Origin of the sequence: Prochlorococcus sp. MIT 1323 (assembly GCF_047304905.1) — a bacterium.
GTDB classification, from domain to species: domain Bacteria; phylum Cyanobacteriota; class Cyanobacteriia; order PCC-6307; family Cyanobiaceae; genus Prochlorococcus; species Prochlorococcus marinus_D.
The window spans coordinates 1,695,684-1,719,791 of the sequence record NZ_CP138973.1; the positions used below are offsets into that span (position 1 = coordinate 1,695,684).

Annotated in this window: 20 protein-coding genes; 11 read left to right on the top strand and 9 right to left on the bottom strand. The window is 52.2% G+C overall.

What is annotated here, in order from left to right:
• Positions 1–43: 43 nt before the first annotated feature.
• Complete coding sequence (locus SIB68_RS08290) at positions 44–1,831, top strand: aspartate kinase (RefSeq protein WP_063399807.1); 1,788 nt, start codon at positions 44–46, stop codon at positions 1,829–1,831.
• A gap of 624 nt (positions 1,832–2,455) precedes the next feature.
• Here the strand turns inward: SIB68_RS08290 and uvrB are convergent.
• The 3 genes from uvrB to SIB68_RS08305 form a co-directional block, all read right to left on the bottom strand.
• Complete coding sequence (uvrB, locus tag SIB68_RS08295) at positions 2,456–4,495, bottom strand: excinuclease ABC subunit UvrB (protein WP_063399809.1); 2,040 nt, start codon at positions 4,493–4,495, stop codon at positions 2,456–2,458.
• 104 nt (positions 4,496–4,599) lie between these two features.
• Positions 4,600–5,019 (bottom strand): phage holin family protein, encoded by a 420-nt coding sequence (locus SIB68_RS08300; RefSeq protein WP_063399811.1) that lies wholly within the window; start codon positions 5,017–5,019, stop codon positions 4,600–4,602.
• A gap of 44 nt (positions 5,020–5,063) precedes the next feature.
• Positions 5,064–5,840 (bottom strand): DUF561 domain-containing protein, encoded by a 777-nt coding sequence (locus SIB68_RS08305; RefSeq protein ID WP_063399813.1) that lies wholly within the window; start codon positions 5,838–5,840, stop codon positions 5,064–5,066.
• An 83-nt stretch (positions 5,841–5,923) separates the two neighbouring features.
• Between SIB68_RS08305 and tilS the strand changes: the two genes are divergently transcribed.
• On the top strand, positions 5,924–6,955 hold the full coding sequence (tilS, locus tag SIB68_RS08310; protein WP_063400025.1) for a tRNA lysidine(34) synthetase TilS: 1,032 nt from the start codon (positions 5,924–5,926) through the stop codon (positions 6,953–6,955).
• Positions 6,916–8,025: a hypothetical protein gene (locus SIB68_RS08315; RefSeq protein ID WP_063399815.1), complete on the top strand. Its 1,110-nt coding sequence runs from the start codon at positions 6,916–6,918 to the stop codon at positions 8,023–8,025. The genes tilS and SIB68_RS08315 overlap by 40 nt, the downstream gene beginning before the upstream one ends.
• Here SIB68_RS08315 and SIB68_RS08320 read toward each other — a convergent pair.
• The 3 genes from SIB68_RS08320 to SIB68_RS08330 form a co-directional block, all read right to left on the bottom strand.
• Entirely contained in the window at positions 8,011–10,014 is a 2,004-nt protein-coding gene (locus SIB68_RS08320) for a ribonuclease J (RefSeq protein ID WP_063399817.1), read from the bottom strand. The genes SIB68_RS08315 and SIB68_RS08320 overlap by 15 nt on opposite strands.
• A gap of 100 nt (positions 10,015–10,114) precedes the next feature.
• Positions 10,115–11,023 carry a 4-hydroxy-tetrahydrodipicolinate synthase gene (gene dapA / locus SIB68_RS08325; protein WP_011129444.1) on the bottom strand — a complete coding sequence of 303 codons (909 nt, stop codon included), beginning with the start codon at positions 11,021–11,023 and terminating at the stop codon, positions 10,115–10,117.
• Complete coding sequence (locus tag SIB68_RS08330) at positions 11,020–12,051, bottom strand: aspartate-semialdehyde dehydrogenase (protein WP_063399819.1); 1,032 nt, start codon at positions 12,049–12,051, stop codon at positions 11,020–11,022. The genes dapA and SIB68_RS08330 overlap by 4 nt, the downstream gene beginning before the upstream one ends.
• 172 nt (positions 12,052–12,223) lie before the next feature.
• Between SIB68_RS08330 and tig the strand changes: the two genes are divergently transcribed.
• The 5 genes from tig to SIB68_RS08355 all read left to right on the top strand — a co-directional run bounded on the left by tig (position 12,224) and on the right by SIB68_RS08355 (position 18,354).
• Entirely contained in the window at positions 12,224–13,663 is a 1,440-nt protein-coding gene (tig, locus tag SIB68_RS08335) for a trigger factor (protein WP_063399821.1), read from the top strand.
• A 46-nt stretch (positions 13,664–13,709) separates the two neighbouring features.
• Positions 13,710–14,384 (top strand): ATP-dependent Clp endopeptidase proteolytic subunit ClpP, encoded by a 675-nt coding sequence (gene clpP, locus SIB68_RS08340; RefSeq protein ID WP_063396507.1) that lies wholly within the window; start codon positions 13,710–13,712, stop codon positions 14,382–14,384.
• Positions 14,385–14,472: 88 nt separating this feature from the next.
• Positions 14,473–15,831 carry an ATP-dependent protease ATP-binding subunit ClpX gene (gene clpX / locus SIB68_RS08345; protein ID WP_063399823.1) on the top strand — a complete coding sequence of 453 codons (1,359 nt, stop codon included), beginning with the start codon at positions 14,473–14,475 and terminating at the stop codon, positions 15,829–15,831.
• Between the two features lie 4 nt (positions 15,832–15,835).
• On the top strand, positions 15,836–16,516 hold the full coding sequence (locus tag SIB68_RS08350) for a lecithin retinol acyltransferase family protein (protein ID WP_063399825.1): 681 nt from the start codon (positions 15,836–15,838) through the stop codon (positions 16,514–16,516).
• Between the two features lie 23 nt (positions 16,517–16,539).
• Positions 16,540–18,354 (top strand): DNA polymerase III subunit gamma/tau, encoded by a 1,815-nt coding sequence (locus SIB68_RS08355; protein WP_063399827.1) that lies wholly within the window; start codon positions 16,540–16,542, stop codon positions 18,352–18,354.
• A 4-nt stretch (positions 18,355–18,358) separates the two neighbouring features.
• On the opposite strand, the gene SIB68_RS08360 is transcribed toward SIB68_RS08355, so the two are convergent.
• Positions 18,359–19,690, bottom strand: coding sequence for a glycosyltransferase (locus tag SIB68_RS08360; protein WP_063399829.1), 1,332 nt, complete (start codon positions 19,688–19,690; stop codon positions 18,359–18,361).
• A 24-nt stretch (positions 19,691–19,714) separates the two neighbouring features.
• The gene (locus SIB68_RS08365; RefSeq protein ID WP_063400026.1) at positions 19,715–21,253 is read right to left on the bottom strand and encodes a SpoIID/LytB domain-containing protein; all 1,539 of its coding nucleotides are present in this window, start codon (positions 21,251–21,253) and stop codon (positions 19,715–19,717) included.
• 135 nt (positions 21,254–21,388) lie between these two features.
• Between SIB68_RS08365 and rpmI the strand changes: the two genes are divergently transcribed.
• The 3 genes from rpmI to SIB68_RS08380 all read left to right on the top strand — a co-directional run bounded on the left by rpmI (position 21,389) and on the right by SIB68_RS08380 (position 23,587).
• Positions 21,389–21,586, top strand: coding sequence for a 50S ribosomal protein L35 (gene rpmI, locus SIB68_RS08370; protein ID WP_011129435.1), 198 nt, complete (start codon positions 21,389–21,391; stop codon positions 21,584–21,586).
• Between the two features lie 71 nt (positions 21,587–21,657).
• On the top strand, positions 21,658–22,005 hold the full coding sequence (rplT, locus tag SIB68_RS08375; RefSeq protein WP_011129434.1) for a 50S ribosomal protein L20: 348 nt from the start codon (positions 21,658–21,660) through the stop codon (positions 22,003–22,005).
• Positions 22,006–23,023: 1,018 nt separating this feature from the next.
• The gene (locus SIB68_RS08380) at positions 23,024–23,587 is read left to right on the top strand and encodes a tetratricopeptide repeat protein (RefSeq protein ID WP_063398531.1); all 564 of its coding nucleotides are present in this window, start codon (positions 23,024–23,026) and stop codon (positions 23,585–23,587) included.
• Here SIB68_RS08380 and SIB68_RS08385 read toward each other — a convergent pair.
• Positions 23,555–24,082 (bottom strand): hypothetical protein, encoded by a 528-nt coding sequence (locus tag SIB68_RS08385; RefSeq protein ID WP_063399834.1) that lies wholly within the window; start codon positions 24,080–24,082, stop codon positions 23,555–23,557. The genes SIB68_RS08380 and SIB68_RS08385 overlap by 33 nt on opposite strands.
• Between the last annotated feature and the right edge of the window lie 26 nt (positions 24,083–24,108).

Genomic DNA, 24,108 nt, shown 5'->3' on the forward strand with positions numbered 1-24,108 from the left:
TGACGACACGCTGAAATAATCAGAACGTGTGTCAAAGGCATGGATGGCGTTGCTGGTGCAAAAATTCGGCGGATCATCCGTCGGCAACGTCGAGCGCATCCAAGCCGTCGCTGAGCGGATTGCGACCAGCAAAGATCTCGGCCACGACCTGGTGATTGTGGTATCCGCTATGGGCCAAACCACTGATGAGCTCACAGCCCTAGCGAAAGTGATCAGCGGCAATCCCCCTCAACGGGAAATGGACATGCTGCTAGCCACCGGAGAACAGGTTTCGATCTCCTTGCTTGCAATGGCACTGCATGAACTGGGTATACAAGCGATTTCGATGACTGGAGCCCAAGTGGGCATCGTGACAGAGTCTGCCTATGGCCGCGCTCGAATCCTAGACGTCCGCACTGAGCGCCTGCAATCCCTGTTGAGCACTGGCAAGGTGGTAGTCGTGGCAGGCTTCCAGGGCACAAGCCTGAGCAGCGTTGGCACCGCAGAGATCACCACCCTCGGCCGCGGTGGTTCAGATACATCTGCAGTTGCCATAGCAGCCGCCCTAGGAGCAGATGCCTGCGAGATCTACACCGATGTACCAGGAGTGCTCACAAGTGATCCACGTCAGGTCAGCGATGCCCAACTGATGCAAGAAGTGAGTTGCGACGAGATGCTTGAGCTGGCCAGTCTGGGCGCCTCCGTGTTGCACCCCCGTGCGGTCGAGATCGCCCGCAACTTTGGAGTCGCCCTGGTCGTGCGTTCTAGCTGGAACAACGAAGCCGGAACCAAGCTCACAAGCAAATCAAAGCGCCCCCTCGGTCGAGAAGGTCTAGAGCTTGGTCGGCCTGTGGATGGCGTTGAACTTGCCGAAGGTCAAGCGGTGATCGCCCTCTCTCACGTGCCCGATCAACCGGGTGTCGCAGCCACACTTTTTGAGAACCTCTCTAGCGATGGCGTGAATGTAGACCTCATCATCCAATCAACCCATGACGGCAACAGCAATGACATTGCCTTCACAGTGGCCGAAGCCGACTTAGCGAAAGCCCACTCACTTTGCGAAGGGCTGCTTAAAACCGTCGGTGGCCAACTCTCAGCTGAAGCCGGAATGAGCAAACTAAGCATCAGCGGAGCAGGAATCATGGGACGCCCCGGTATCGCCGCAAGCCTTTTCGACACGATCTCACGGGCAGGAATCAACCTACGGCTGATCGCGACTAGTGAAGTGAAAGTCAGCTGCGTCATCGATGCAACGCTGGGAAGCAAAGCCCTGCGTGCAGTCAGCACAGCCTTTGAACTCAGCGACAGCCAAGTACGCATCAATCCTTTGGTCAACGGCAAAGGTGAACCAGAGGTTCGAGGGGTAGCACTCGATCAAGGTCAGGCCCAGCTAAGTGTGCGAGGGGTGCCGAATCGGCCTGGGACAGCAGCAGCTCTTTGTTCAGCGATGGCAGAGGCTGGAATCAGCCTCGATGCGATCGTGCAATCAGAGCGACAACATGAGGATGGAAGCCGGGATATCAGCTTCACCCTCAAGCGCGATGAGCGAGAGCAAGCCAACAAGACTCTTGCCCCCCTACTTGCGCAATGGCCAGGAGCCAATCTGGAAGACGGTCCTGCAATCGCCCGGGTGAGCGCAGTGGGTGCAGGCATGCCCGCCACCGCAGGTACAGCAGGGCGCATGTTCCGAGCTCTCGCAGATGCAAAGATCAATATCGCCATGATCGCTACCAGTGAAATCCGCACAAGTTGCGTGGTGGCTGAACCCGATGGAGTCAAGGCGCTGCAAGCAGTGCATAAAGGCTTTGGGCTGGGTGAAGAGACTGATCATCCAGTGCAAAGCAACTTGTAATGGCTGAGAAGTCCACAGTTCCGCTAGGCAATTATTCAGCAGAAAAACAGCCTGTTTTCATCGCTTGATTCAGCTTCAAATCAACGTTGCAACACCCTTCGAGTCTTGTTCTTATGGGTATACGCCTCAGCTGCCTGCAATAAACCAAAACCACTAACAGCATCAGCTAGACGAGCCATCCCAGTGGGTCAACACCCTTTAGATCACCCTGCAGATGCTGAAGCAAATGGATGAATTCATTACTAATCAAGAGGCAGGGCACCTCTGAAGACATCAACCTTCACCGCAATCTAATCGTGCCCAATGAGCCATTTAAAGCCCTATGGCTGGAATGCTTGCGAGCTAATCAGATGCACCGCTGAGCACCCTTACACCAATTCGCGGCCCTGCCTCAATGAACTCATGCACGAACTCAATAGGCTACCCACCACAAAGTTGTTTCGACCTTATTTCGGCTCCAGAAAAACTCGCTAAAGACTCCTCAAGTCGTTATCTTGTTTGAAAAAAACCGTGTCATTGAGGCGAATGCACAAGGATCAAACTTCCGACAACTACAAGTATCAAATGGAATGCAAACAAAAGGTACTTTCTACATAATTTGATCACATGAACAATGGCCAATGATCAAGTATTGCGAATCAGCTTCTGCCTGAACTTCTTGATGCGATCGCGCAGGCTTGCTGCTTCCTCAAAATTAAGATTCTTGGCAGCTTCTTTCATCTTTGTTTCGAGCTGATCAATCAACTCAGGTAAAGCATCAAGGGCTAAGCCAGCATCCTGATCTGAATCAAGCGCATCAACAGCCCGGCCAGTAATCTGCACCAAGTCAGCATCTTTACCATCCGTCTGTAATCGCCTTGATAATTCGAGAAACGAGAGGATCGAATTGCTCGCTCTCTTACCCGCTGGCCTTGGCACGATGCCATTCAGTTCGTTGTAAGCCTTTTGAATCTCGCGTCTTCGCTCAGTTTCACTAATCGCTCTTACCATCGAATCTGTCAAGTTGTCTGCATAAAGAAGTGCCATCCCATCCACATGCCTAGCCGCACGACCAATGGTCTGAATCAACGACCGCTCCGCTCGCAAGAAACCTTCCTTATCAGCATCAAGAATGACCACTAATGACACCTCCGGAAGATCCAAGCCTTCTCGGAGAAGATTGACCCCAACAAGAACATCATATTCACCTAATCTCAAATCCTGAATAATCTCAATCCGCTCGATTGAATGGATCTCCGAGTGTAAATAACGAACGCGCACATCATTCTCCGCTAGATAATCTGTAAGGTCTTCCGCCATACGCTTGGTCAGGGTGGTGATTAACACTCTCTCCTGCTTCTCTGCTCTGATACGGATTTCTGCCAACAAGTCATCGACCTGGCCTTGCGTCGGTCGCACTTCCACCAAGGGATCAAGAACCCCTGTGGGCCGAATCACCTGTTCAGCCAAATGACCATCACTCTGCTTAAGCTCCCAATCACCTGGCGTCGCACTAACAAATACAGTTTGCCTCGCCTTCCTCCAGAATTCCTCACTCTTGAGAGGACGATTATCAGCAGCACTAGGCAATCGAAAACCATGCTCAATCAAAACTTTCTTACGAGCTTGATCGCCGTTGTACATCGCCTTAAGCTGAGAACAGGTCACATGACTTTCATCCACAACCAGTAACCAATCCTCAGGGAAATAGTCAATCAAGCATTCAGGAGGCGTTCCCGCAGAACGGCCAGCCAGATGGCGGGCATAGTTTTCAACACCATTACAATAACCAACCTCCCGTAACATCTCCAAGTCGTAGGTAGTGCGTTGCTCCAAACGCTGCGCTTCCAAAAGCTTGCCTTGTTCATTGAGAAACTGCAAACGCCCACGCAGCTCATCACGAATCGCTTGAACTGCAACATTGAGTCGCTCTTTAGGAGTCACAAAATGCTTGGCCGGATAAATATTAATGGCTTCCAAGCTTTGCAAAATCTCACCTGTTGTTGGGTCCAGATAACGGATTGCCTCTACCTCATCACCAAAAAGCTCAATACGCACTAGCCGATCTTCATAAGCAGGGCCAATCTCCAAAACATCCCCTCTCACGCGAAAGCGGCCCCGCGTAATGTCAATATCATTACGGCTATATTGGTTCTCAACCAACTCCCGTAATGCACTGCGGATATTGAGTGTTTCACCAACTTTAAACTTGACAGCAGCTTTTAGATATTCACTTGGTATTCCTAGGCCGTAAATGCAGCTGATTGAAGCTACTACAATGACATCATTTCGCTCAAATAACGAGCGCGTTGCTGAATGGCGCAGCATATCAATTTCTTCATTAATCGAAGATGTCTTGGCTATATACGTATCACTAACAGGCACGTAAGCCTCGGGTTGATAATAATCATAGTAAGAAATAAAATATTCAACAGAATTATCAGGAAAGAACTCCCTAAACTCATTGCAAAGTTGAGCAGCAAGCGTCTTGTTATGAGCCAAGACAAGGGCCGGTCGGCCAGTCTGAGCAATCAAATTGGCAATCGTGAATGTCTTACCCGTACCGGTAGCTCCTAAAAGCGTCTGATAACGCTGGCCCTGATTGACCCCCTCCACCAACCGAGCAATCGCAGTGGGCTGATCCCCCTTCGGGCTATAGGGCGCCTTGAGGTGATACTTCGGCATTAGGGCCGTAACGGGCAGCCGCTTAGCTTATGAGCAGATGCCATGAACGGGCTATCCCAGACTTTTTCCAACGCTGATGACCTGCTAAACAATGCCTTGAACTCTCAGGCTGAAAGCAAAGCAGCTCTCGTGAACTCAATATCAGCGATGCCGAGAGATCGCAACACGATCGTGCTCACAACGCTGTAAAAGACAGCGCCACAGATGGCACTAAGTAAACCGTTCTTTAGCCGAAAACCATTAATCAGCCAGGCTGCCAGAGCAAATAAAAGGACCGTGATCAACCAGTTGAACAAAAACGACACTGGCCAGATCAGCCCCCCCAAGGACGTAATTGCCCAGAATGGACCCAACAGCAACTTGAGAGGCACGATCAACAACGTACCCAATAGGCCAATCATCACGGCCGACCACAAAGCTGTGCTGAAATTGGCCATCTCAATGCCAAGGGGCAACGCAGCAACCAATAACAAAATGAGGGCCCGAATGGGCCATTGCAGCAACCAGCCGAGCGATCCAAGCATTTAAAGAATACTACTCAAAGTAGCTGACTAGACATTAATTAACGCTAGTGAATTAATGCAAATTTGGGCGCACTGAGAGCTTCACGCAAGCCCCGCACAACAGCAACCATCGCCAGCTCATCATTGAGACGGTTCACCGCCGATCCAACACCGACACCAGCAGCACCAGCAGCAATAGCCATGGGCACCGTCACTGCCGATAAACCAGAAGCACAAAGCACAGGAACTACCCGATCAGCAGCCTTCAGTGCGGTAGAAATGCTGTGTGCAGCAGCCAAAGTGGGAGCAGCTTTCTCAATCAAGCCAAGACTTCCAGCACTAAATGGTTTAGCGCTCGTGCCGCCCTCCGTCTGAATCAGATCAGCACCGGCAGCAACCAGATCCACTGCCAGTTGCTCCTGCTGATCCATCGGCAACACATGGGGCACGGTCACACTCAAGACAACCTCAGGCAACAACACCCTGGTTAAACGAGTCAGCTCAAAGACTTCGGCGGCACCAAAGATCCGGCCCTGAGGATAAAAAGTATCGAAATTTCCAATTTCCACCATGGCAGCACCAGCTGCAACCGCTGCAGGGAACAGCTCAGGGTCCACCGCTGACACACAAACCGGAACTCCAGCGGATTCCCTGATCGCCAGTTGCACTAGCTCTGGATCACAAGCCACATCAATCAGATCAGCGCCACCGTGGCCAGCAGCCCGCGCGACCTGCGCCACCGAGAGGGCCTTGAAATTCATCAAACCAGCAATCACCTTGAGGGCCGAGCGCTGCTCGAGACGCTGACGCAAGTGTGCTGGCAACTGAGCGAGACGGGTCATTTCATCAACGATCTATAGCTCCATACTCCCATTTGCCAGGCTCCTGCACGGCAAACTGACCTCAGCTGAATGACCACTGCGCCATGGCCTCATCCAGCTCAGCGCAACTGCCCTGGAGCGCCTGGCACGCGCGTCTCCATCACAAACTGCTAGCGAATCCAGATCTACTGCCAGCAGAAGCCTCACTCTTGATCGCCGTGTCCGGCGGTCAAGATTCGATGGCCCTGCTTGGCCTATTGATCGATCTCCAACGAAAACATGGCTGGTCTTTAGAGGTATGGCATGGCGACCACAACTGGCATAAACAATCAGCAACGATCGCAACTGAACTCAAGAATTGGTGTGAATCACACAACTTGAGCTTCTGGTCTGATCAAGCCAAACCTGGACACACCAACAAAGAAGCTACAGCGCGACATTGGCGATATGAACAACTGACACTTCACGCAGAACGTTTGTCATCCAACAACCCAAACCATCCATGCCGGTATGTGCTCACAGGTCACACCAGTTCTGATCGAGCTGAAACCTTGATACTCAACCTTGCCCGAGGTACCGACCTCGCGGGACTGAGCAGCATGCGCCAATGCAGGCCCATCAGCAAAGACCATCCTCACAAAAACGTGCAGCTCATACGCCCTTTGCTGGGGTTCTCGCGTGAGGACACCGCCCTGATTTGCAGCGAGCTGGGCTTACCTATTTGGCTTGATCCTGCCAATTCCAATCCAGACTTCAGCCGCAACCGAGTCCGCCAAGAAGTGCTCCCAGTACTGGAATCTCTCCATCCTGGCTGCAGCTTGCGCATGGCCGCTCTCGCCGAAAGGCTCAACCATCACCATGCGGACCAGCAAGCGATCGCCATGCTGGCTCTAAACAACCTCAGCAAGCAAAACGGCCTTTGTCGTAAGGACCTTGCCCAACTACCGATCACAGCAAGAACAACTCTGTTGGCCTATTGGCTCAAGCGATCAGGAGCACCAAGTCTGCCAGCAGTCCAACTTGAACAGATCAGCCAAAGCATTGCCCCCGGAAAACCACCTGGATCTCTACACCTCGCGCAGGGCTGGAAAGTCCAATGGCAGCGAAACTCTGTACAACTAGAACATCACGACTGACTCCGGTGGACGGTGACTTCCAACAGCAGTACCTCGCAGCCGAGAAGGCCTATGGGGCAGGAAATTACGAAGCAGCGCAATCAATCTGTGAACGCCTGCTAGGCCAGCTAGAGGTGCAGCAGAAAGGACCTGAGCAAGAAGCAATGCTGGCCTGGCGGGCCTTTGTTGCTCTGCTAATGGGCAACGTCCTGCTCTACGGAATGAACGATATCCAACAAGCCCAACACCACTACAACCTGGTTCTAGATAGCCAACCACAAGACACTTTGAAAGAACTCGCCGAACAAGGCTTAGAACGATGCCAAGGCGAATTGCAACGAGAGCCTGCAGATACAGAAGAACATCCTCAAAGCCCTAGCCCTAAACAATCCACAAAACACAAGCCAATGGCTCTAAAAGCTGAAGTCACAGAACAACAGCAGAGCCTGATTAATGATCCCTTCCTATCTACAAAGACCCAAAACATTAATGAGGCCAACAAAGCCAAACATCCTCAATCAGATCAGCAGGCCAATCAACAAGAGACAAGGACATTGAGCAATAAAATGTCAGAGTCTCTGGCTGATCTTATTCGTGATCCCTTTCTATATCCAGCCGCCCAAACTGCAGCGACAGAAGCAGATCATTCTAAATCTACAGCCAAAATGGAATCAACACTCATTGCAGATAGCATGAAGCCTGAAAAGTTATCTAAGCAGAAAAACTACGCACAAAATACTGATCTTCAACAAAAGGTCCATGCGAAACAAGAACCATCGACAACAGCGAAAGCGCTAAAAATCAAATCAGATCTCAATACAGAAACCGAAATAAGGCCAACAGCGAAATCAGAAGTAAACCCAATCAAAAAGCCTAAACAGGACACTTTCAAGCAAGCAAAAATCCCCCCAGAGGCCATCTCACAAGCATCAACCAATGACCTCCTAAATGATTCATTGTTGCGCGTGACCATGCCCTCTTGCGCTGACCTTGCCAAGCAGGAGACCAGTCAATTGCAGTCAAAGAAGCGAACATCAGCAACACTGACAGCTCGCCTCAAAAACTTCTGGATGGTCTTAAGCCACCGCTGAGCGGCGACGGCGCGTGCGACCGGAAGGCACCTCTGCTGAATCAGGTTCAGAGTGAGTCTTGACATTGGCTTGATCTGCAACCTTCTTCGTAGTCGACGTTGCTGACAGAGCTGCCGCAACCTTGACAGGAGCCGCAGCTGGAGTTCGGCGTCCGTTACTAGCCAGATCACGATTACCACGAATGCGGGTCACTGATCGATCTTCAGGTTCAGCATCAGCCATACCTTTATAAGCAGGTGTTCCGCCTGGTGCAGGCTGAACTAAGCACAGAAGCAAGGGCTCAACTTGCAACTCACGACGCATTCGACGACCCAAGCCCACTTCCACTTCTCGCTGCAAACCCATCCAATCGACTTCAGGAGTTTTGCCATCTGTTTGACGAGAAAACTGATTCCAGCGGTTTTCCAACACCCAGCTTATTTCCCGTTCAGTCCAAATCGACATCTTGCGGGGGTCAGCAGCGGTCACAACACCTCGCAAGTTCACTCTTGGCGGTGCAACCATCACTCCATCGGTACTGATTGCAGCCAGCACAGTGACAACACCATCTTCAGCAAGTTGCTGGCGCTCCTTCAAAACACGAGCATCAACAATGCCATTGCGAGAAGCATCAAGAAGTTCAATTCCTGCCTTTACTGAGTCTCCTTTACTAATCGAATCAGCTGAAAGTTGAACGACATCCCCATTATCAAGAATCAAAATATTTTCGCTAGCTATACCCATCGACTGCGCAGTCTTACTGTGGCAAATAAGCATGCGATGCTCACCATGTACAGGCACAAAAAACTTTGGCTTTGTTAAAGCCAGCATCAACTTGTGATCCTCCTGGAAGCCATGCCCAGACACATGGATACCCTCTCCCTTGCCATAGACCACCTTGGCTCCCAGCATCATCAAGCGGTCAATGGTATTAACAACTGAGATCGTATTACCCGGAATCGGACTCGCCGAAAAGATAATCGTGTCAGAGTTCTTGACCTGCACATGTTGATGCTCACCGCGTGAGATGCGACTTAACGCAGCCAACGGCTCGCCCTGACTTCCTGTCATCAACAACAGAGTCTCGCGATCAGGCATATCACGAATCTGTTTGATTGGTACGAACAGATCATCAGGAGCACGCATATAGCCAAGTTCACGCGCCTTAGCGATAACATTGAGCATCGATCGCCCAAGCAAACCAACTTTTCGTCCGTTCTTTATGGCCAGCTCCAAAATCATTGAAACGCGGTGAATAGAGCTCGCAAAAGTTGTGATAATCACTCGGCCATCAGCTTGAGAAATATGGCGATCTAAAGCAGGAAATACCGATCGCTCAGGTGGACAGAAGCCAGGCACCTCAGCATTAGTTGAATCACTGAACAAACACAAAACACCTTGCTCACCGTGATGGGCAAGGCGAGCCATATCAAAATTTTCACCATCCACAGGAGTATGGTCAAACTTGAAGTCTCCTGTGAAGATCACCGAGCCAACAGGAGTGGTGATGGCAAGCGAAAAGCTATCTGCCATCGAGTGGGTATTGCGGATAAATTCCACCGAAAAGTGTTGTCCAACCTTGACAACATCCCTTGGACTCACAGTCTGGATCGTGGTGCGATCTGTAACACCAGCCTCTTCCATCTTTCCCTGGAGCATTGACATGGCCAGACGCGGGCCATAGATCACTGGAATATTGAAGTGCTTGAGATGATGAGGAATCCCACCAATATGATCTTCATGACCATGCGTCACGATCATGCCGCGGATGCGCTTTTGGTTCTCGCGTAGATAACTGGTATCTGGCATCACCACATTGACGCCATGCATTCCATCACTCGGAAATGCCAGGCCAGCATCCACCATCATGATGTCGTCGCCGTACTCGAACACGCAGGTGTTCTTACCAATCTCATGGAGCCCACCAAGGGGAATCACTCGTAAGCAGGGCTCTTTGGCTTTACCGTCTCTAGCAGAGGTGGATCTGGGAATGGAGGAACTAGACGTCATGACAAAAGCGTGCGAAAACTATTTGGGGACTGAAATGAAGCGAGCGCTCATGGCGAAAAGCTAAAGCGTCAAGCAATCAATGTGGGAAACAGCCGTGGCGTCAGGTCTGACACAAGGCAGTCAAGGTGTTTGAAAGAGCATCTCGCATCACGGGATCAAGAGGAAGCAAAGGGAGGCGGGGGGATCCAACCGGCCAACCGCTGAGTTCGAGGGCTGCTTTAACAGGAATCGGATTGGTGGTGACAAATAGAGCCTTGAACAAAGGTTGCAACTGCTCGTGATAACTGAGGGCAAGAGCACCTTGACCATTGAGATAGGCCTCAATCATCGCCTTCAGCCGACGACCTACAAGGTGACTTGCGACACTCACCACCCCAACTGCCCCCACCGACAACATGGGCAAAAGCAAGCCATCGTCGCCGCTGTAAACAGCCAATTTTGAACCACACTGCAACCTCAACTGGGTCACCTCATCCGTGGTGCCACTGGCGGCTTTGAAACTCACCACATTCGGACATTCCATCAACCTTGCAACTGTTGCTGGAGCAAGCGAACAGCCAGTCCGCCCAGGAATGTTGTAAAGCATTAGCGGCAACTCAGGGGCAGCCTGGGCAATAGCCCTGAAATGGGCTTCAAGACCTTCCTGCGGAGGCTTGTTGTAATAAGGAACAACCACCAATGCCCCATCAGCACCCACCGCAGCTGCCTGGGTGGTGGCCTCTATCGCCTCAGCGGTGCTATTGCTACCAGTACCGGCAAGAACCTTCACGCCTGGCCCCACTGCCTGACGGACCACCCCAAGCAATTGATGCTGCTCCTGCCAGCTCAGAGTGGGCGATTCCCCAGTCGTGCCGCAAACAACCAGCCCATCAGATCCCTCATCCACGAGATAGCGAGCAAGACGACCAGCCAAAGCCAGATCAACGCATCCATCAGCGTCAAAAGGTGTGACCATGGCCGTCAGCAAACGGCCAAAAGGAGTTGGAGACAACTCAGCAGCAGAGCTCATGATGACGACAACAACAATTCTGCAATTTGGATCGCATTTAGAGCGGCACCTTTACGGATCTGATCCCCGCATAGCCAAAGCTCGAGAGCATTGGGATCACTGATGTCCTGCCGAATGCGACCCACCGCAACCGGATCGCGATCAGTGACATCGGTAGGCATGGGAAAGCGATTCTGCTCAAAATCTTCGATTAACTCGAGCCCCGCTGCCACCTTCAGCAATTGGCGAGCTTCTTCCACTGGAAAAGGCTCGTCAAACTCAATATTCACAGCCTCCGAATGGGCTCGAAGTACAGGCACCCGAACACAAGTTGCGGTAAAGCGCAAATCAGGAAGGCCCATAATTTTGCGCGTTTCATTGACCATCTTCATTTCCTCCTCGCAATAGCTATTGGTCATCAATGGAGAGTTGTGCAGGAACAAGTTGAAGGCAAGGGAATGAGGAAGCACTTCACTACAAGGTGTGTCGCCCGCTAAAACAACCTGAGTGAGCTGCTTGAGCTCCTCCATAGCGCGTGCACCTGCACCACTCGCCGACTGATAGGTGCTGACAACAACGCGACGCAAAGCACGTCTTGCAGCCAAAGGTGCCAGCACCAGAGTTAACAAAATCGTGGTGCAATTCGGATTTGCAATCACCCCCTGATGCTCTGCAACCGCCTCAGGATTGACCTCTGGCACCACCAGTGGCACGTCGGCATCCATCCTGAAGGCACTGGAGTTGTCAATCATCAGCGCACCGGCTGAGTTGATCACCTGCCGCCACTGACGCGATACGGATCCACCAGCTGAAGCGAGCACCAAATCAACCCCCTCAAAAGCAGCTTCGCTCACCTCCTGAACGACGAGGCTGGAGCCATTCCAAGGTTGAACATGGCCCGCAGAACGCGCAGATGCCAATAAGCGCAACTCACTAATGGGAAACGAGCGTTCCTGCAGCAGCTGAAGCAGCTCCTGACCCACTGCGCCACTGGCACCAAGCACAGCAACTGTGAGGGGACGATCGGGAAAAAACGATATGGGAAGCAAGCGGTGAGATCAGGTTATTGACTGAGTTCAGGGGTTCGATCTCAATAAAAAATTGAACCCAGCTGGGAAAAGCCCTACAGCCTCAATCAGGCAAAACGCTGAGACCACAATACGTGTTGAGAGATGAACTGGCGCTTTCTTAGGGTGGTCTTCTGCTCGCAGTCGTCCGTCCATGAGTGCCACAGCACTACAGGTCAAAACCACGCAGAAACCCAATAGTCGGCTTGCTGTCGAAGTAGCGGTACCAGCAGAGCGCTGCCAGGCCAACTATGAGGCCGCTGTTACCCGCTTAAGCCGCACCATCAATCTTCCAGGCTTCCGCAAGGGGAAGGTTCCGCGTGCCGTTCTGCTGCAACAGATCGGCCTGGTAAGAATCCGTGCAACAGCCTTAGAATCTCTCGTCGATGCTGTCTGGCGTGAAGTCCTCGAACAAGAATCAATCGAGCCACTTTGCGAACCCGAACTCAGTGGCGGCTTTGACGCTCTTCTGGAAAGCTTTCAGCCCGGCGAGGCACTGACCCTCACCCTTGAGACAGACGTCACCCCAACCCCAAAACTTAAGGCCACCAAAGGGCTCCAAGCCGAAGCAGAAGTGGTGACTTTCGATCCCAGCAAGGTCGATGAATTGATTGAACAATCCCGCAAACAACTAGCAACACTTGTACCCGTCGAAAGTCGCCCAGCAGCAATCGGCGATGTCGCTGTGGTTAGTTTCAGTGGTACCTACGACGACGACGGCAGCGCAATCGAAGGCGGAAGTAGTGAGTCCATGGATGTCGATCTTGAAGATGGACAAATGATCCCCGGCTTCGTGGAAGGGATTATCGGGATGAGCTTGGGCAGTGAGAAAACTGTTGATTGCCACTTCCCAGACGATTACTCGAAAGAGGATGCTCGCGGCCGTAAAGCCAGCTTTGTGATCAACCTCAAAGAACTCAAAACCCGCGAATTACCTGATCTTGACGATGCTTTCGCCCAGCAGTCCAGTGACAAAGCAACTCTGGAGGAACTTCGCAACGATCTAGAACAACGTCTTCAGGAAGACGCAAAGCGTCGTGATCGCAGCAATCGTCATGACGCACTGCTGGAAGCATTGACTGAGCAGCTGGAAGTAGATCTACCCAACACCCTTGTGCAGCAAGAGATACGCAACCTTGTTGAACAAACTGCCAGTCAATTCGCCCAACAGGGAATGGACGTGAAATCCATGTTCACCCCAGAGCTTGTACGTTCCTTGATGGAATCATCACGCCCAGAAGCCGAAGAGCGTCTACGACGCAGTCTTGCCCTCACTGCACTAGCTGAAAGCGAAGATCTCAAAATAGAAGAGAGTGAAATCAGCGCCAAGGTCAAGGAAGTAAGCCGCGAGCTTTCTGGCGAACGCGATATTGACCCGGCAAGGTTGCGTCAAGCTGTTAGCGACGACTTACTCAAAGACAAATTGCTGGACTGGCTCGAAGACAACAGCACCATTACCGAAAAGGTGCTTGAAAGCGAGGCAAAAACCAGTAAGCCCGCTGCAAAATCCAAAGGCAGCAAAACTAAATCCACAAAAACCAAGACCAACAAAGCCAAGACTGAAAAACCTGCCTCGGAGAAAACCAAGTCCTGAATGGCACCAATAGATTGATAGAAGTGCTCCCCTAAAGCCCAAGCGAGTGATCGATTCCTGCTGCTACCACCCCATCCACAATCGCTGGCAAGGCATTCGTCCTGTCTCATCACCAGGGATCCTGCCCACAGTGGTGGAACAGTCGGGCCGGGGAGAACGGGCATTCGACATTTACTCGCGCTTGCTACGTGAGCGAATCATTTTTCTTGGCACTGGTGTCGACGATCAAGTGGCCGATGCCCTCGTTGCTCAGATGCTCTTCCTTGAAGCCGAAGATCCCGAAAAGGACATCCAGATCTATATCAACTCCCCAGGTGGTTCAGTGACCGCTGGTTTGGCTATCTATGACACCATGCAGCAGGTCGCTCCAGACGTCGTGACCATCTGTTATGGCCTTGCTGCCAGCATGGGGGCTTTCCTTCTCTGCGGAGGTACCAAAGGCAAGCGACTGGCACTACCCAATGCACGGATCATGATTCATCAGCCCCTGGGTGGTGCCCAGGGGCAAGCAGTAGACATCGAAATCCAGGCTAAAGAGATCCTCTTCTTAAAAGAAACCCTCAACGGCCTTCTCGCCGAGCACACTGGCCAACCCCTCAACAAAATCGCTGAAGACACTGACCGCGACCACTTCCTTTCTCCAGCAAAAGCGGTTGAATACGGACTGATCGATCGGGTTGTGGATAGCCTCACAGGCGGTGGAATCGTTACGGAAGGGTGACGCAACCCTTATCTGACACGATCCTGAGCGTTCAGGCTGGCCAACATTCGTCAGATCCTGTCTGCCCGTTTGAAGTGATCACAGCCCGATGGCCAAATTCGACGCCCATCTAAAGTGCTCTTTCTGCGGCAAGTCTCAGGACCAAGTACGCAAATTGATTGCTGGGCCAGGTGTCTACATCTGCGACGAATGTATCGATCTTTGCACCGAGATCCTGGATGAAGAACTTGTCGATAGCCAAGGCAACCCACGTCATAGCAGCGAGTCCAATCGCAAGTCTGCAACTGCTTCCCATAAAAGTGGAAAGCCAGCACCCACACTCGCCACCATACCCAAACCTCAGCAGATCAAAAACTTCCTAGATAAGCAAGTGGTGGGGCAAGAAGCTGCCAAAAAAGTCCTTTCAGTCGCCGTCTATAACCACTACAAACGCCTGGCTTGGCAAGGTGACGGCCAAGGCGAAACCGATCTCTCTGCAACCAGGCTCCACAAGTCAAACATCCTGCTCATCGGTCCAACAGGCTGTGGCAAAACCCTATTAGCTCAGACCCTGGCCGAACTCCTGGACGTGCCCTTCGCCGTTGCTGATGCAACCACACTGACCGAAGCCGGCTACGTGGGCGAGGATGTCGAAAATATTTTGCTGCGGCTATTGCAAAAGGCCGACATGGACGTGGAGCATGCCCAGCGGGGCATCATTTACGTGGATGAGATCGATAAGATCGCCCGAAAAAGTGAAAACCCCTCCATTACCCGCGACGTATCCGGTGAAGGAGTACAGCAAGCCCTGCTAAAAATGCTCGAAGGCACAGTCGCCAACGTGCCACCGCAAGGAGGGCGTAAACACCCCTATCAAGACTGCATCCAAATCGACACCAGCCAGATCCTCTTCATCTGCGGTGGTGCCTTCATTGGCCTCGAAGATGTGGTGCAAAAGCGACTAGGCCGTAATGCTATCGGTTTTATGCCCAGCGATGGTCGAGGGCGCAGCCGGGCCAATCGTGATCTACAGGCCTCACAGGTGCTGCACCACCTTGAAGCCGACGACCTCGTGCGTTATGGCTTGATCCCTGAATTCATTGGCCGCATTCCCGTGAGTGCAGTGCTTGAACCACTTGATTCACAAGCACTCGAATCGATACTCACGGAACCTCGTGATGCACTGGTCAAGCAATTCAGCACCCTGCTGAGCATGGACAACGTGCAGCTTGAGTTTGAATCAGATGCCGTAGAAGCTATCGCCCAGGAAGCACATCGGCGCAAGACCGGGGCCCGAGCACTACGAGGCATCATCGAAGAGTTAATGCTGGATTTGATGTACGACCTTCCCTCCAAGAAGAACGTGAAGAAATTCACCGTGACCCGCACGATGGTTGATGAACATACCGGCGGCAAGGTGCTGCCTCTACCAGCCAACGACGAGCGAGCGCATCAGGAATCAGCCTGATCTAGTGGCGACGGCTGACCACCTAAAGGTGCCCCGCCAGCACGGACTTTTTTTGCATCACGGAATTGATCTTGGAGATGGCAGCGTGGCCCACTATCTAGAAGGTCGGTCAATCCTGCGCAGCTCCCTTGAAGACTTCTCGCGCGGTTCACCTGTGAACGTGGTGAATCACACCCAGGCCTCTCCCTCAGGAGTGACCCTGAGACGAGCGATGAGTCGCATTGGAGAGCAGCGCTACAACCTACTTTTCAATAATTGTGAGCACTTTGCTAACTGGTGCAAAACCGGGCGACATCGAAGCAGCCAAGTCGAAGACTGGATGCAAACCAGCAGCCTAGGAGCGCTGGCACTGGGGCAAATCATCCCTGCTGCCCTACTGACAGGATTATCACTACTCCTTCGGCGAGGATTGGTGGATGAAACCTCGCGGGAACGTGCAAGGCAAGCAGTAGCTCAACTGAAAAGTCTGCGCGTGAACTTACTCAACAAGCTTGAAGCAACACTGGAGCAAGCAGAGGGATGGCTTCATGGTGAACTAGACAACAACTTGATCGATCACCCCAACTCCCGCAGCCGTTCTTTGCTGTTAAAAGGTCAGACCCTTGCCGATGAACTAGCAGCAATAGAAGATCTAGAAGCCCGCATCACTGCATTGCTCGACGAACCAAAAGCCAAGCCTGAGTAACCTCAACATCCCGCCAGCAGCGCATGAGCCAGGCCTACCAGCCGCTGCATCACAAATATCGGCCACAGCGCTTCGATGCCCTGGTAGGGCAGGACGCGATCGCCGCGACCCTCAGTCATGCCTTGCGCAGCAGCCGAATCGCACCGGCCTATCTATTCAGCGGTCCACGAGGCACTGGTAAAACCTCCAGTGCTCGCATCCTGGCACGATCACTCAACTGCTTGAACTGCGACCAGCCAACACCCGAGCCATGCGGAAACTGTGAGCTCTGCAAAAGCATTGCCGCCGGCACAGCACTAGACGTGATCGAAATCGACGCCGCCTCCAACACCGGCGTAGACAACATTCGCGAACTGATCGAACGCTCCCGCTTTGCCCCGGTACAAGCCCGCTGGAAGGTTTATGTGGTGGACGAATGCCACATGCTCTCAACCGCCGCCTTCAATGCCCTACTGAAGACCCTTGAAGAACCACCACCACGGGTGGTGTTCGTACTAGCAACGACCGATCCACAGCGAGTGCTGCCGACCATCCTCAGCCGTTGTCAGCGTTTTGATTTCAGGCGGATTCCACTGGAAGCCCTTGAAAAACACCTAGAGATGATCGCCACTCGTGAAGCCATTCCGATTGAGCCCGAAGCCCTGCATGTGGTAGCCCAGCGAGCCCAGGGAGGACTTAGAGATGCGGAAAGCCTGCTTGATCAGCTCAGCCTGCTTCCAGGGCCAATCAAAGCAGAAGCTGTATGGGAGTTGATGGGAGCAGTGCCTGAGCAAGAGCTGCTGAAACTAGCCGCAGCCTTGGCCCAAGCCGATCCACTCAGTTTATTGGAAACCTGCCGAAACCTGCTGAATCGAGGGCGTGATCCAGGTGCACTTCTGCAAGGGCTGGCAGCGGTGTTGCGAGATTTGGTGCTCATGACTGCCGCACCCGATCGCCCTGAACTCACAAGTGTTTCTCCACAATTCCGCAATCAATTGCCGCCCCTAGCCAGCCAAATAGGTCGTCATCAGCTTTTGCAATGGCAGGTCCAACTCAAAGGAAGCGAAAATCAGCTGCGTCACAGCGTTCAACCCCGTCTCTGGCTTGAAGTGCTTCTGCTGGGTCTGCTGGCCGATCCACCTTCCAGTGAAGCTGTAACCGCAGTGCCAATAGCAAAGACAGCTCAACCAATAACCCCAACTGCGCAGGCGATCACTGCCAAGGCATTGACCCCGACAACACAAATCCAACAACCCCCTTCTGGATCAACGACGACCAACAATCCAGTCTCAGCAATCACCCCAAACGCAGAACCCGATCCATCCCCAGCTCCAGCCCAGAGCACCCCTAACAGCAATCTGCAGGAGTTATGGCAACAAATACTTGGCAGTTTGGAGTTACCTTCCACACGCATGTTGCTCTCTCAGCAAGCCCAGCTAGTGCGCCTTGATGACCATCGCGCCGTGGTTCAAGTCGCCGGCAACTGGATGGGAATGGTGCAAAGCCGTGCAACCCTCCTGGAACAAGCAATTGCAAAAGCCCTGGGAAATTCCAGACAGCTTGTTCTCGAAAGCCAAAGCGGAAGTGCCACACAAACTCCCATCCCACAAAAAACGGGTGCGGCACCAAAAACAAACACATCCACTTCCACTGCTGAACCATCACCACAAGTTCAATCCAGATCTACAGACGCTTATTCCCCAGATCCTGCAACCAGCGCCGCCATCACAGACCAGCAAAAGCCTCTAGAGGAGGATTCTCCTACGACTCAGCCCACTTCCTCTTTAGAACCAATCGACAGCAAAGCAAAGCGCCTAGCTGACTTCTTCAACGGCAAAGTGCTGGACGTGGACCTTTAAACATTCAAACCTGAACAGGCTGTTGGCCATGATGACTGGTCTTGGCCCACACCAAACTCTTCGGAAAAAGTGCCATCCGTACTGTGACCCAAGGGATGACCACAAACCAGTGAGACAAATAAGTAATCGCCACCACAAGATTCCACGGGGTTGGTGATGGCAAAGCAGGCCCATCACTGATGCTCCTACAACCGCGCCAGTAAGCCATCCCTGAAATGCTGAAGGCCACGATCGAAAGGGGCCAATAGGTTGGGATAGTGCGTGTCAACAATGTGGTGAACAAATCAGCGAAAGACACCACTGGGAGGGCGTATTGAAGGAGGAAAAAACAAGCCAAATCAAGACGCTGAGCCAGAGTTAACTTGCTGGACATCAAGACTGGCCAGTAGTCAAAAAATCGCTGCAATCCACCCTCGGCCCAACGTTGCCGTTGTCTCCAAAGAGCTGACAAGCTCTCCACTGCCTCCTCCTGCACTGGAGGGTTCCAGACAATCCCGACCAAAGCTCCAGTTGTAAGTAAACGGAAACTCAGATCAAGATCATCTGTGACCGTATTTTCATTGAATCCCCCACAAGCCTCCAGAGTGGAGCGTTGAATCAACTGGCCATTTCCACGCAGCTCAACCACGCCTCCCCCCGCTAAGCGTCCTTGTTGAATCAAGGCATCCATAGCCATCTCCATCGCCTGAACCCTGGTGAGCAGATTGTGCTGAGAGTTGATCACCGCCTTACGCAACTGCACAGCAGACCACCCACCCTGTTGGGCAAATAACACCAGACGCTGGAGCAGGTCATCCTGCAACTGGGCATCAGCATCAAGAATCAAAAGCCATTCCCCCTGAAGCTGCTGGAGTGCTGCATTAAGAGCTCCAGACTTTCCGCCGCCTGCTCCAGAAGGACGATGAATCACGTTTAAAGAAGGAAACTGCTGCTGCAACTCATCCAGTAGAGCTGGCGTTCGGTCCTGACTACCATCATCAATAATCCAAGTAGACAACTTGCCCTTGGGATAGTTCAGACCGGCAAGACGTTCCACCAACCGATCAACCACAGCTTCCTCATCCCTGGCAGCGACCAAAACATCAACGCTGGGCCAGACATACTCAGCAGAGGGCTCAAGCCCTATTTCATTGGCATTGGCAGACGAGTGCTGCCGATCGCGCAAAACCGTGCGCAGACCATACCCTCCCAAGACAAAAGCCAGCGTAATTGCAGGCAAAAGACTTCTACCTGCTTCCAACCAAAGGTGGGGTGCGGCACCAGCCCAACCGCAAGCAATCAAAAACAGGGCTGTCTTGCCGCGTCGATAATCCCCAATGACAGCGGCGGCGGCCATGCATAGACCCGAAGTCCAGCGACTCTAAGGGGCATCCTTCATCTCAGGCAAAGGTCCATAGGTCGTTCCTGGGTAGTAATGACTAAGAATCTGTTCAGTTGTCCAGCCCCGACGGGCCAGATCAACTGCTCCGGCTTGTGAAAGCCCAGCCCCATGGCCAAAACCACCGCCAGAAAGTTGCCAAACTCCGACACCAACTTCCTCAACCACGAAGAGAGTGCTTGGCAACTGACGCAAATGACGCCGAATACCGTCTAATCGAAGCACCACAGGGGGCTGATGGCCTTCATCACGTATCTCCAAAGACAAGACCCGACCACTTGGACCCCGTTCAAGAACAGTCAATCGCTGGGGCATTGACAAGCTAGGCGCCACCAAACGCAAAGCTTGTTTCAACTGTTCAGCAGTCAAAGTACGGGTCCAACGAAAACGGGGATGCCCCTGGCCATAAGCACCATCGGCATTATCCAGCAATGACTTCACGACAACTCGTTCTGTGAGTGGCAAAAGGAATCGATCTACCCATCCAACCGATCCATCCAACTGAGCCCTTAGGTATGGAACAGACTCCATGGACCAAGCTTCAGAACCAGCGGCCATCACACCACCATTGCTGGCGTGATACACAGCATTGATCGGTTGCTCCTTCCAGCTCAACACCTTGCCAGCAGTGCTCACAATCGCCTGGCGGACTCCAAAACTGGCCTGCCTTGGATCGCTGTAAACCTGGCACTGAGTGTCACTGCACAGATGGTATCCATCAAGGGCAAACCGATGGCTATTGGCAAGCGCCCAGGTCCTAGCCAACACCGTCTGAGCAGCTAATGCTGCTGATGGAGCGCCCGCTCCAATCTCATGGGGCACCACTCCTTCCAGATACCTCTCCAGGGGGACATGTTCCACCAAAGTCCAGCTTCCGTAGGCATCAACCTGCAGTTGAAACGGCCCCAAATACACCCCACCCTTCCAACTGAGGCCATCCGGAGCATCAATCTGAATCGGACCCACCAAGCTGCGATCACCACTGTCCCCCTGAATCACAGGCTGCACAGCTGTAGAGACGATGCCCTGCCAAAGACGAATGTCCACTCCTGGGAGAGGTTGTACCCCTTGCGGCGCCCACACTTCCCATTCGCTTGGATGAGCCACCACTGCCGCAACGCCCAGCTCTCGCCACTGCGATGCAACCTGATCCGCCGACTCGAAACTGGCGAATGGACCAGCCACCTGACGTGACAACTGGAGGGGCTCCTCGAGAGCTACCAACCGCCAGGTGATTGTGATAACTGGAGCCCGCTGCACATCACCGCGCGCATCTTTGAGAAATAAGGGCTGATGCCCAGCACTGATCAAACGTAATGATGGAGCTGAGCGACTCGACGTCGTGCCCTGTCCCAAATAAGGCTGCAAAGCCACCCACAACAAAGACCTACCTGACATAGGAACTGGCGGAGCTTGTACCGCCTGATGAGTAGGCATACCAACAGAATCAACTGGTGGAATCACCTCTTGGGCGTCACAGCCCACCGTGCACACACCAAGCAAGACCAGGGCGCCACTCATGACTTGCTTTGAGCGAAGCAGCGAACGATGAAAAGTCTTGGCCAATGCTTCCCCTCCGCAAACACCCATCATGCGAAATTTGGCTTCTGGCAGGTCTTGATCGTATGGTTGTCGTTTGTGTGCAGACCGTCAGAGATGCCTAAGCTCAAGACCCGCAAAGCTGCTGCCAAGCGGTTCAAGGCAACTGTCACTGGCAAATTCATGCGCCGTCGTGCATTTCGCAATCACCTGCTGGACCACAAAAGCCCGAAATTAAAGCGCCATCTCGCCACCAAAGCCGTTGTAGATGAACGCGATGCGGAAAATGTGCGTCTGATGCTCCCTTACGCCTAAAGACCAAGCTCAACTAACAGGTCTTATACAAGCTCTGATCTGATTTCATTCCCTTCTTGATTTCTTAAACCATGGCCCGCGTCAAAAGAGGCAACGTTGCCCGCAAACGCCGCAACAAAATTCTTCGACTAGCCCGCGGCTTTCAAGGCAGCAATGGAAGCCTCTTCCGCACAGCCAATCAGCGGGTCATGAAGGCTCTTTGCAATGCCTATCGCGATCGGCGGCGGCGCAAACGTGATTTTCGTCGTCTCTGGATTGCTCGCATTAATGCAGCCGCTCGGATCAATGGAGTCAGCTACAGCCGCCTGATTGGTGGCCTTAAAAAAGCCGACGTACGCATCAATCGGAAAATGTTGGCCCAACTGGCAGTCATGGATCCAAAAAGTTTCACGAGCGTGGTTACCTCCGCCAAGAGCTGATTCACTTTTTGGCTTATCAATACACATAGGCAACAGAAACTCCAATCTGAAGATCTTTCTGGATGCCTAGCCAAAAAACTTTCATCTGTGTTTAATGACCAGAGCATCTTGAAATCTTGATAGGGCTTGTTTTTCTCTACCGTCTATTACTTTTGAGGATCATCCAATCCATCAAAGCTAAAAAATCATCAAGACATCAAAATCAGTTGTGGCTTGATAGCTGAGCATGAGCAAGCCTTAAACCTGACTCCAAGGCTTGCCGTTGCGCTGACGGCTCCAAGCCACTGTTGGCAGTAGGCCTGTACGTAATAGCGCGCGGTCTTCGCTGATCGGCTTGCTCCGGCTTTGCCTTCGCATCCGATGAACCGAAAAATTGACTGATTTCAACAACTGAGGCCTGCAACCCACAAGCTCAGGCAAAATCTCAATGGCCTAACCACACTTCAGACATGCAGCCACTAAGACTGTCATCACTCTGCTGAACTGAACATGCCTGTTCAGCAGCACTGGATCCCAAAAAGCAGAGAAAACCATGAATGTGCCCGATCATGGGGGTTACTGCAACAGGAGCTAGAAGTCGGCTGATGTTCTGAGAACCAAGGGATTTGCATCGATGAGTCCAAAACAAACAAGCTGGACTAAGACCCTCCGCTACGTCTCTCTCATGCTCGAAAACAATGAATCTGACGTGCTGATGCACGCAGAACGTCCTATACCGATCTGCTAGTCCTGCAAAGACTCGTTCTCATCTGAGAAGATATCAAACCATCAAATGGTGGGAGCTACTTTGAAAAGATGGTTGGAAGCCTCTAACCCCTCAGTGTTGATCTCTAACGAAGCGCAAATTTCCCGCAAGTGCCTAACTCAATATCGATGAACCTGCAGAGCAAATTCTTTGAGCCATTGGAAAAATGGTTTTTCAACCAGAAAAGCAGATGTTAAAAGTTCAAAGTCAATTCGACTACTTCCTCGATTTGACTGCAAATGCCAACCCATCACTAAGAACTGCCACTAAACCATGAGCGCCTTCCTGCCAGAAACGCAAACCTACCTAATTGGCCTAATCGGTTTGCTCGCAATCGTGGCTGTCATCGTGGGCAGTCAAGTTTTCAAGGCTCAACGCGACGAACGGGCACTGATCCGACTTGAAAAAAGTGGAGCGGGCTCTTCAAAAGAGGCATCCAAACTCTATGAACTGGCATCTGTACAGCTGCGTAAAAGGCTCTATCCCCAGGCCATAGCATCCCTTCGCAAGGCCTTGAAGCAACTGACTGGTGAACCAGATGAAGCCAAAGCTCTGATCGAAAATGCCCTTGGGTTTGCACTCGCGGCTCAAACAGACTATTCATCTGCAGTTAGTCACTACCAGTCAGCCCTAAAAGCCAAGGCTGACTACCCCGTAGCACTCAACAACCTTGCCTTTGCTAAAGAGCGCCTTGAGCAAGATGCTGAGGCCTACGAGCTGTATCAAAAGGTGCTCAGCCTGGATCCCAAGAACAAGACAGCGCGCAAAAACCTAAAACGACTGGCAAAAACACAACCAACAAACTCACCAGAGCCCGCGGATGGGCAAGGGTTCTGATGCCTGTACTGAACAGGAGCTGTTTAAGTCGAGCATGCCGCCGGTATTGGTAAGACGAGGTGCCTGCCAACCCACCATTGTTAACTCCTGAAGGCCGATAAAAAAACCACCTGGCTCCACTCCAGGAATCAACTGATCTGAAAGGGGTAGCAACTCCAGCTGATCTGACTTGGCATTCAAGTTTCCCTGCACAGGAGTTGTAACGCTGCCAAGACGCATCTCTCCACGCAGATCAATGATCTGACCAATCGGTGTGAGCTTGTCCAGATTCAAGTTCACATCAACATTGGAGCCATCTCCAAAAGACTTATAAGTGCCACACCACTGGCGTGGCATTGTCTCAGCAAGATCAACGGCGCGCGCTACCGGATCAAATCTCTGAACAGAGCCCTCCACGACCAGCGGCACAGCCAATTGAGAGGAATCCAAGGGCATAGTGAGCTCGAAGGGAACCTGACTGTCAATCGAGAGATCCATGGCGAGCAGGATGGGCATGGAAAAACATGATGATGGGCACAAGC

Coding starts and splice junctions, on each gene's coding strand:
- SIB68_RS08385 (WP_063399834.1), bottom strand. CDS start 24,082: ATGCCCATCCTGCTCGCCATGGATCTCTCGATTGACAGTCAGGTTCCC.
- SIB68_RS08380 (WP_063398531.1), top strand. CDS start 23,024: ATGAGCGCCTTCCTGCCAGAAACGCAAACCTACCTAATTGGCCTAATC.
- SIB68_RS08365 (WP_063400026.1), bottom strand. CDS start 21,253: ATGAGTGGCGCCCTGGTCTTGCTTGGTGTGTGCACGGTGGGCTGTGAC.
- SIB68_RS08320 (WP_063399817.1), bottom strand. CDS start 10,014: ATGACGTCTAGTTCCTCCATTCCCAGATCCACCTCTGCTAGAGACGGT.
- tig (WP_063399821.1), top strand. CDS start 12,224: ATGAGTGCCACAGCACTACAGGTCAAAACCACGCAGAAACCCAATAGT.
- SIB68_RS08315 (WP_063399815.1), top strand. CDS start 6,916: ATGGCAGCGAAACTCTGTACAACTAGAACATCACGACTGACTCCGGTG.
- SIB68_RS08360 (WP_063399829.1), bottom strand. CDS start 19,690: ATGGCCGCCGCCGCTGTCATTGGGGATTATCGACGCGGCAAGACAGCC.
- SIB68_RS08355 (WP_063399827.1), top strand. CDS start 16,540: ATGAGCCAGGCCTACCAGCCGCTGCATCACAAATATCGGCCACAGCGC.
- SIB68_RS08305 (WP_063399813.1), bottom strand. CDS start 5,840: ATGACCCGTCTCGCTCAGTTGCCAGCACACTTGCGTCAGCGTCTCGAG.
- tilS (WP_063400025.1), top strand. CDS start 5,924: ATGGCCTCATCCAGCTCAGCGCAACTGCCCTGGAGCGCCTGGCACGCG.
- rplT (WP_011129434.1), top strand. CDS start 21,658: ATGGCCCGCGTCAAAAGAGGCAACGTTGCCCGCAAACGCCGCAACAAA.
- SIB68_RS08300 (WP_063399811.1), bottom strand. CDS start 5,019: ATGCTTGGATCGCTCGGCTGGTTGCTGCAATGGCCCATTCGGGCCCTC.
- clpX (WP_063399823.1), top strand. CDS start 14,473: ATGGCCAAATTCGACGCCCATCTAAAGTGCTCTTTCTGCGGCAAGTCT.
- uvrB (WP_063399809.1), bottom strand. CDS start 4,495: ATGCCGAAGTATCACCTCAAGGCGCCCTATAGCCCGAAGGGGGATCAG.
- SIB68_RS08290 (WP_063399807.1), top strand. CDS start 44: ATGGCGTTGCTGGTGCAAAAATTCGGCGGATCATCCGTCGGCAACGTC.
- dapA (WP_011129444.1), bottom strand. CDS start 11,023: ATGAGCTCTGCTGCTGAGTTGTCTCCAACTCCTTTTGGCCGTTTGCTG.
- rpmI (WP_011129435.1), top strand. CDS start 21,389: ATGCCTAAGCTCAAGACCCGCAAAGCTGCTGCCAAGCGGTTCAAGGCA.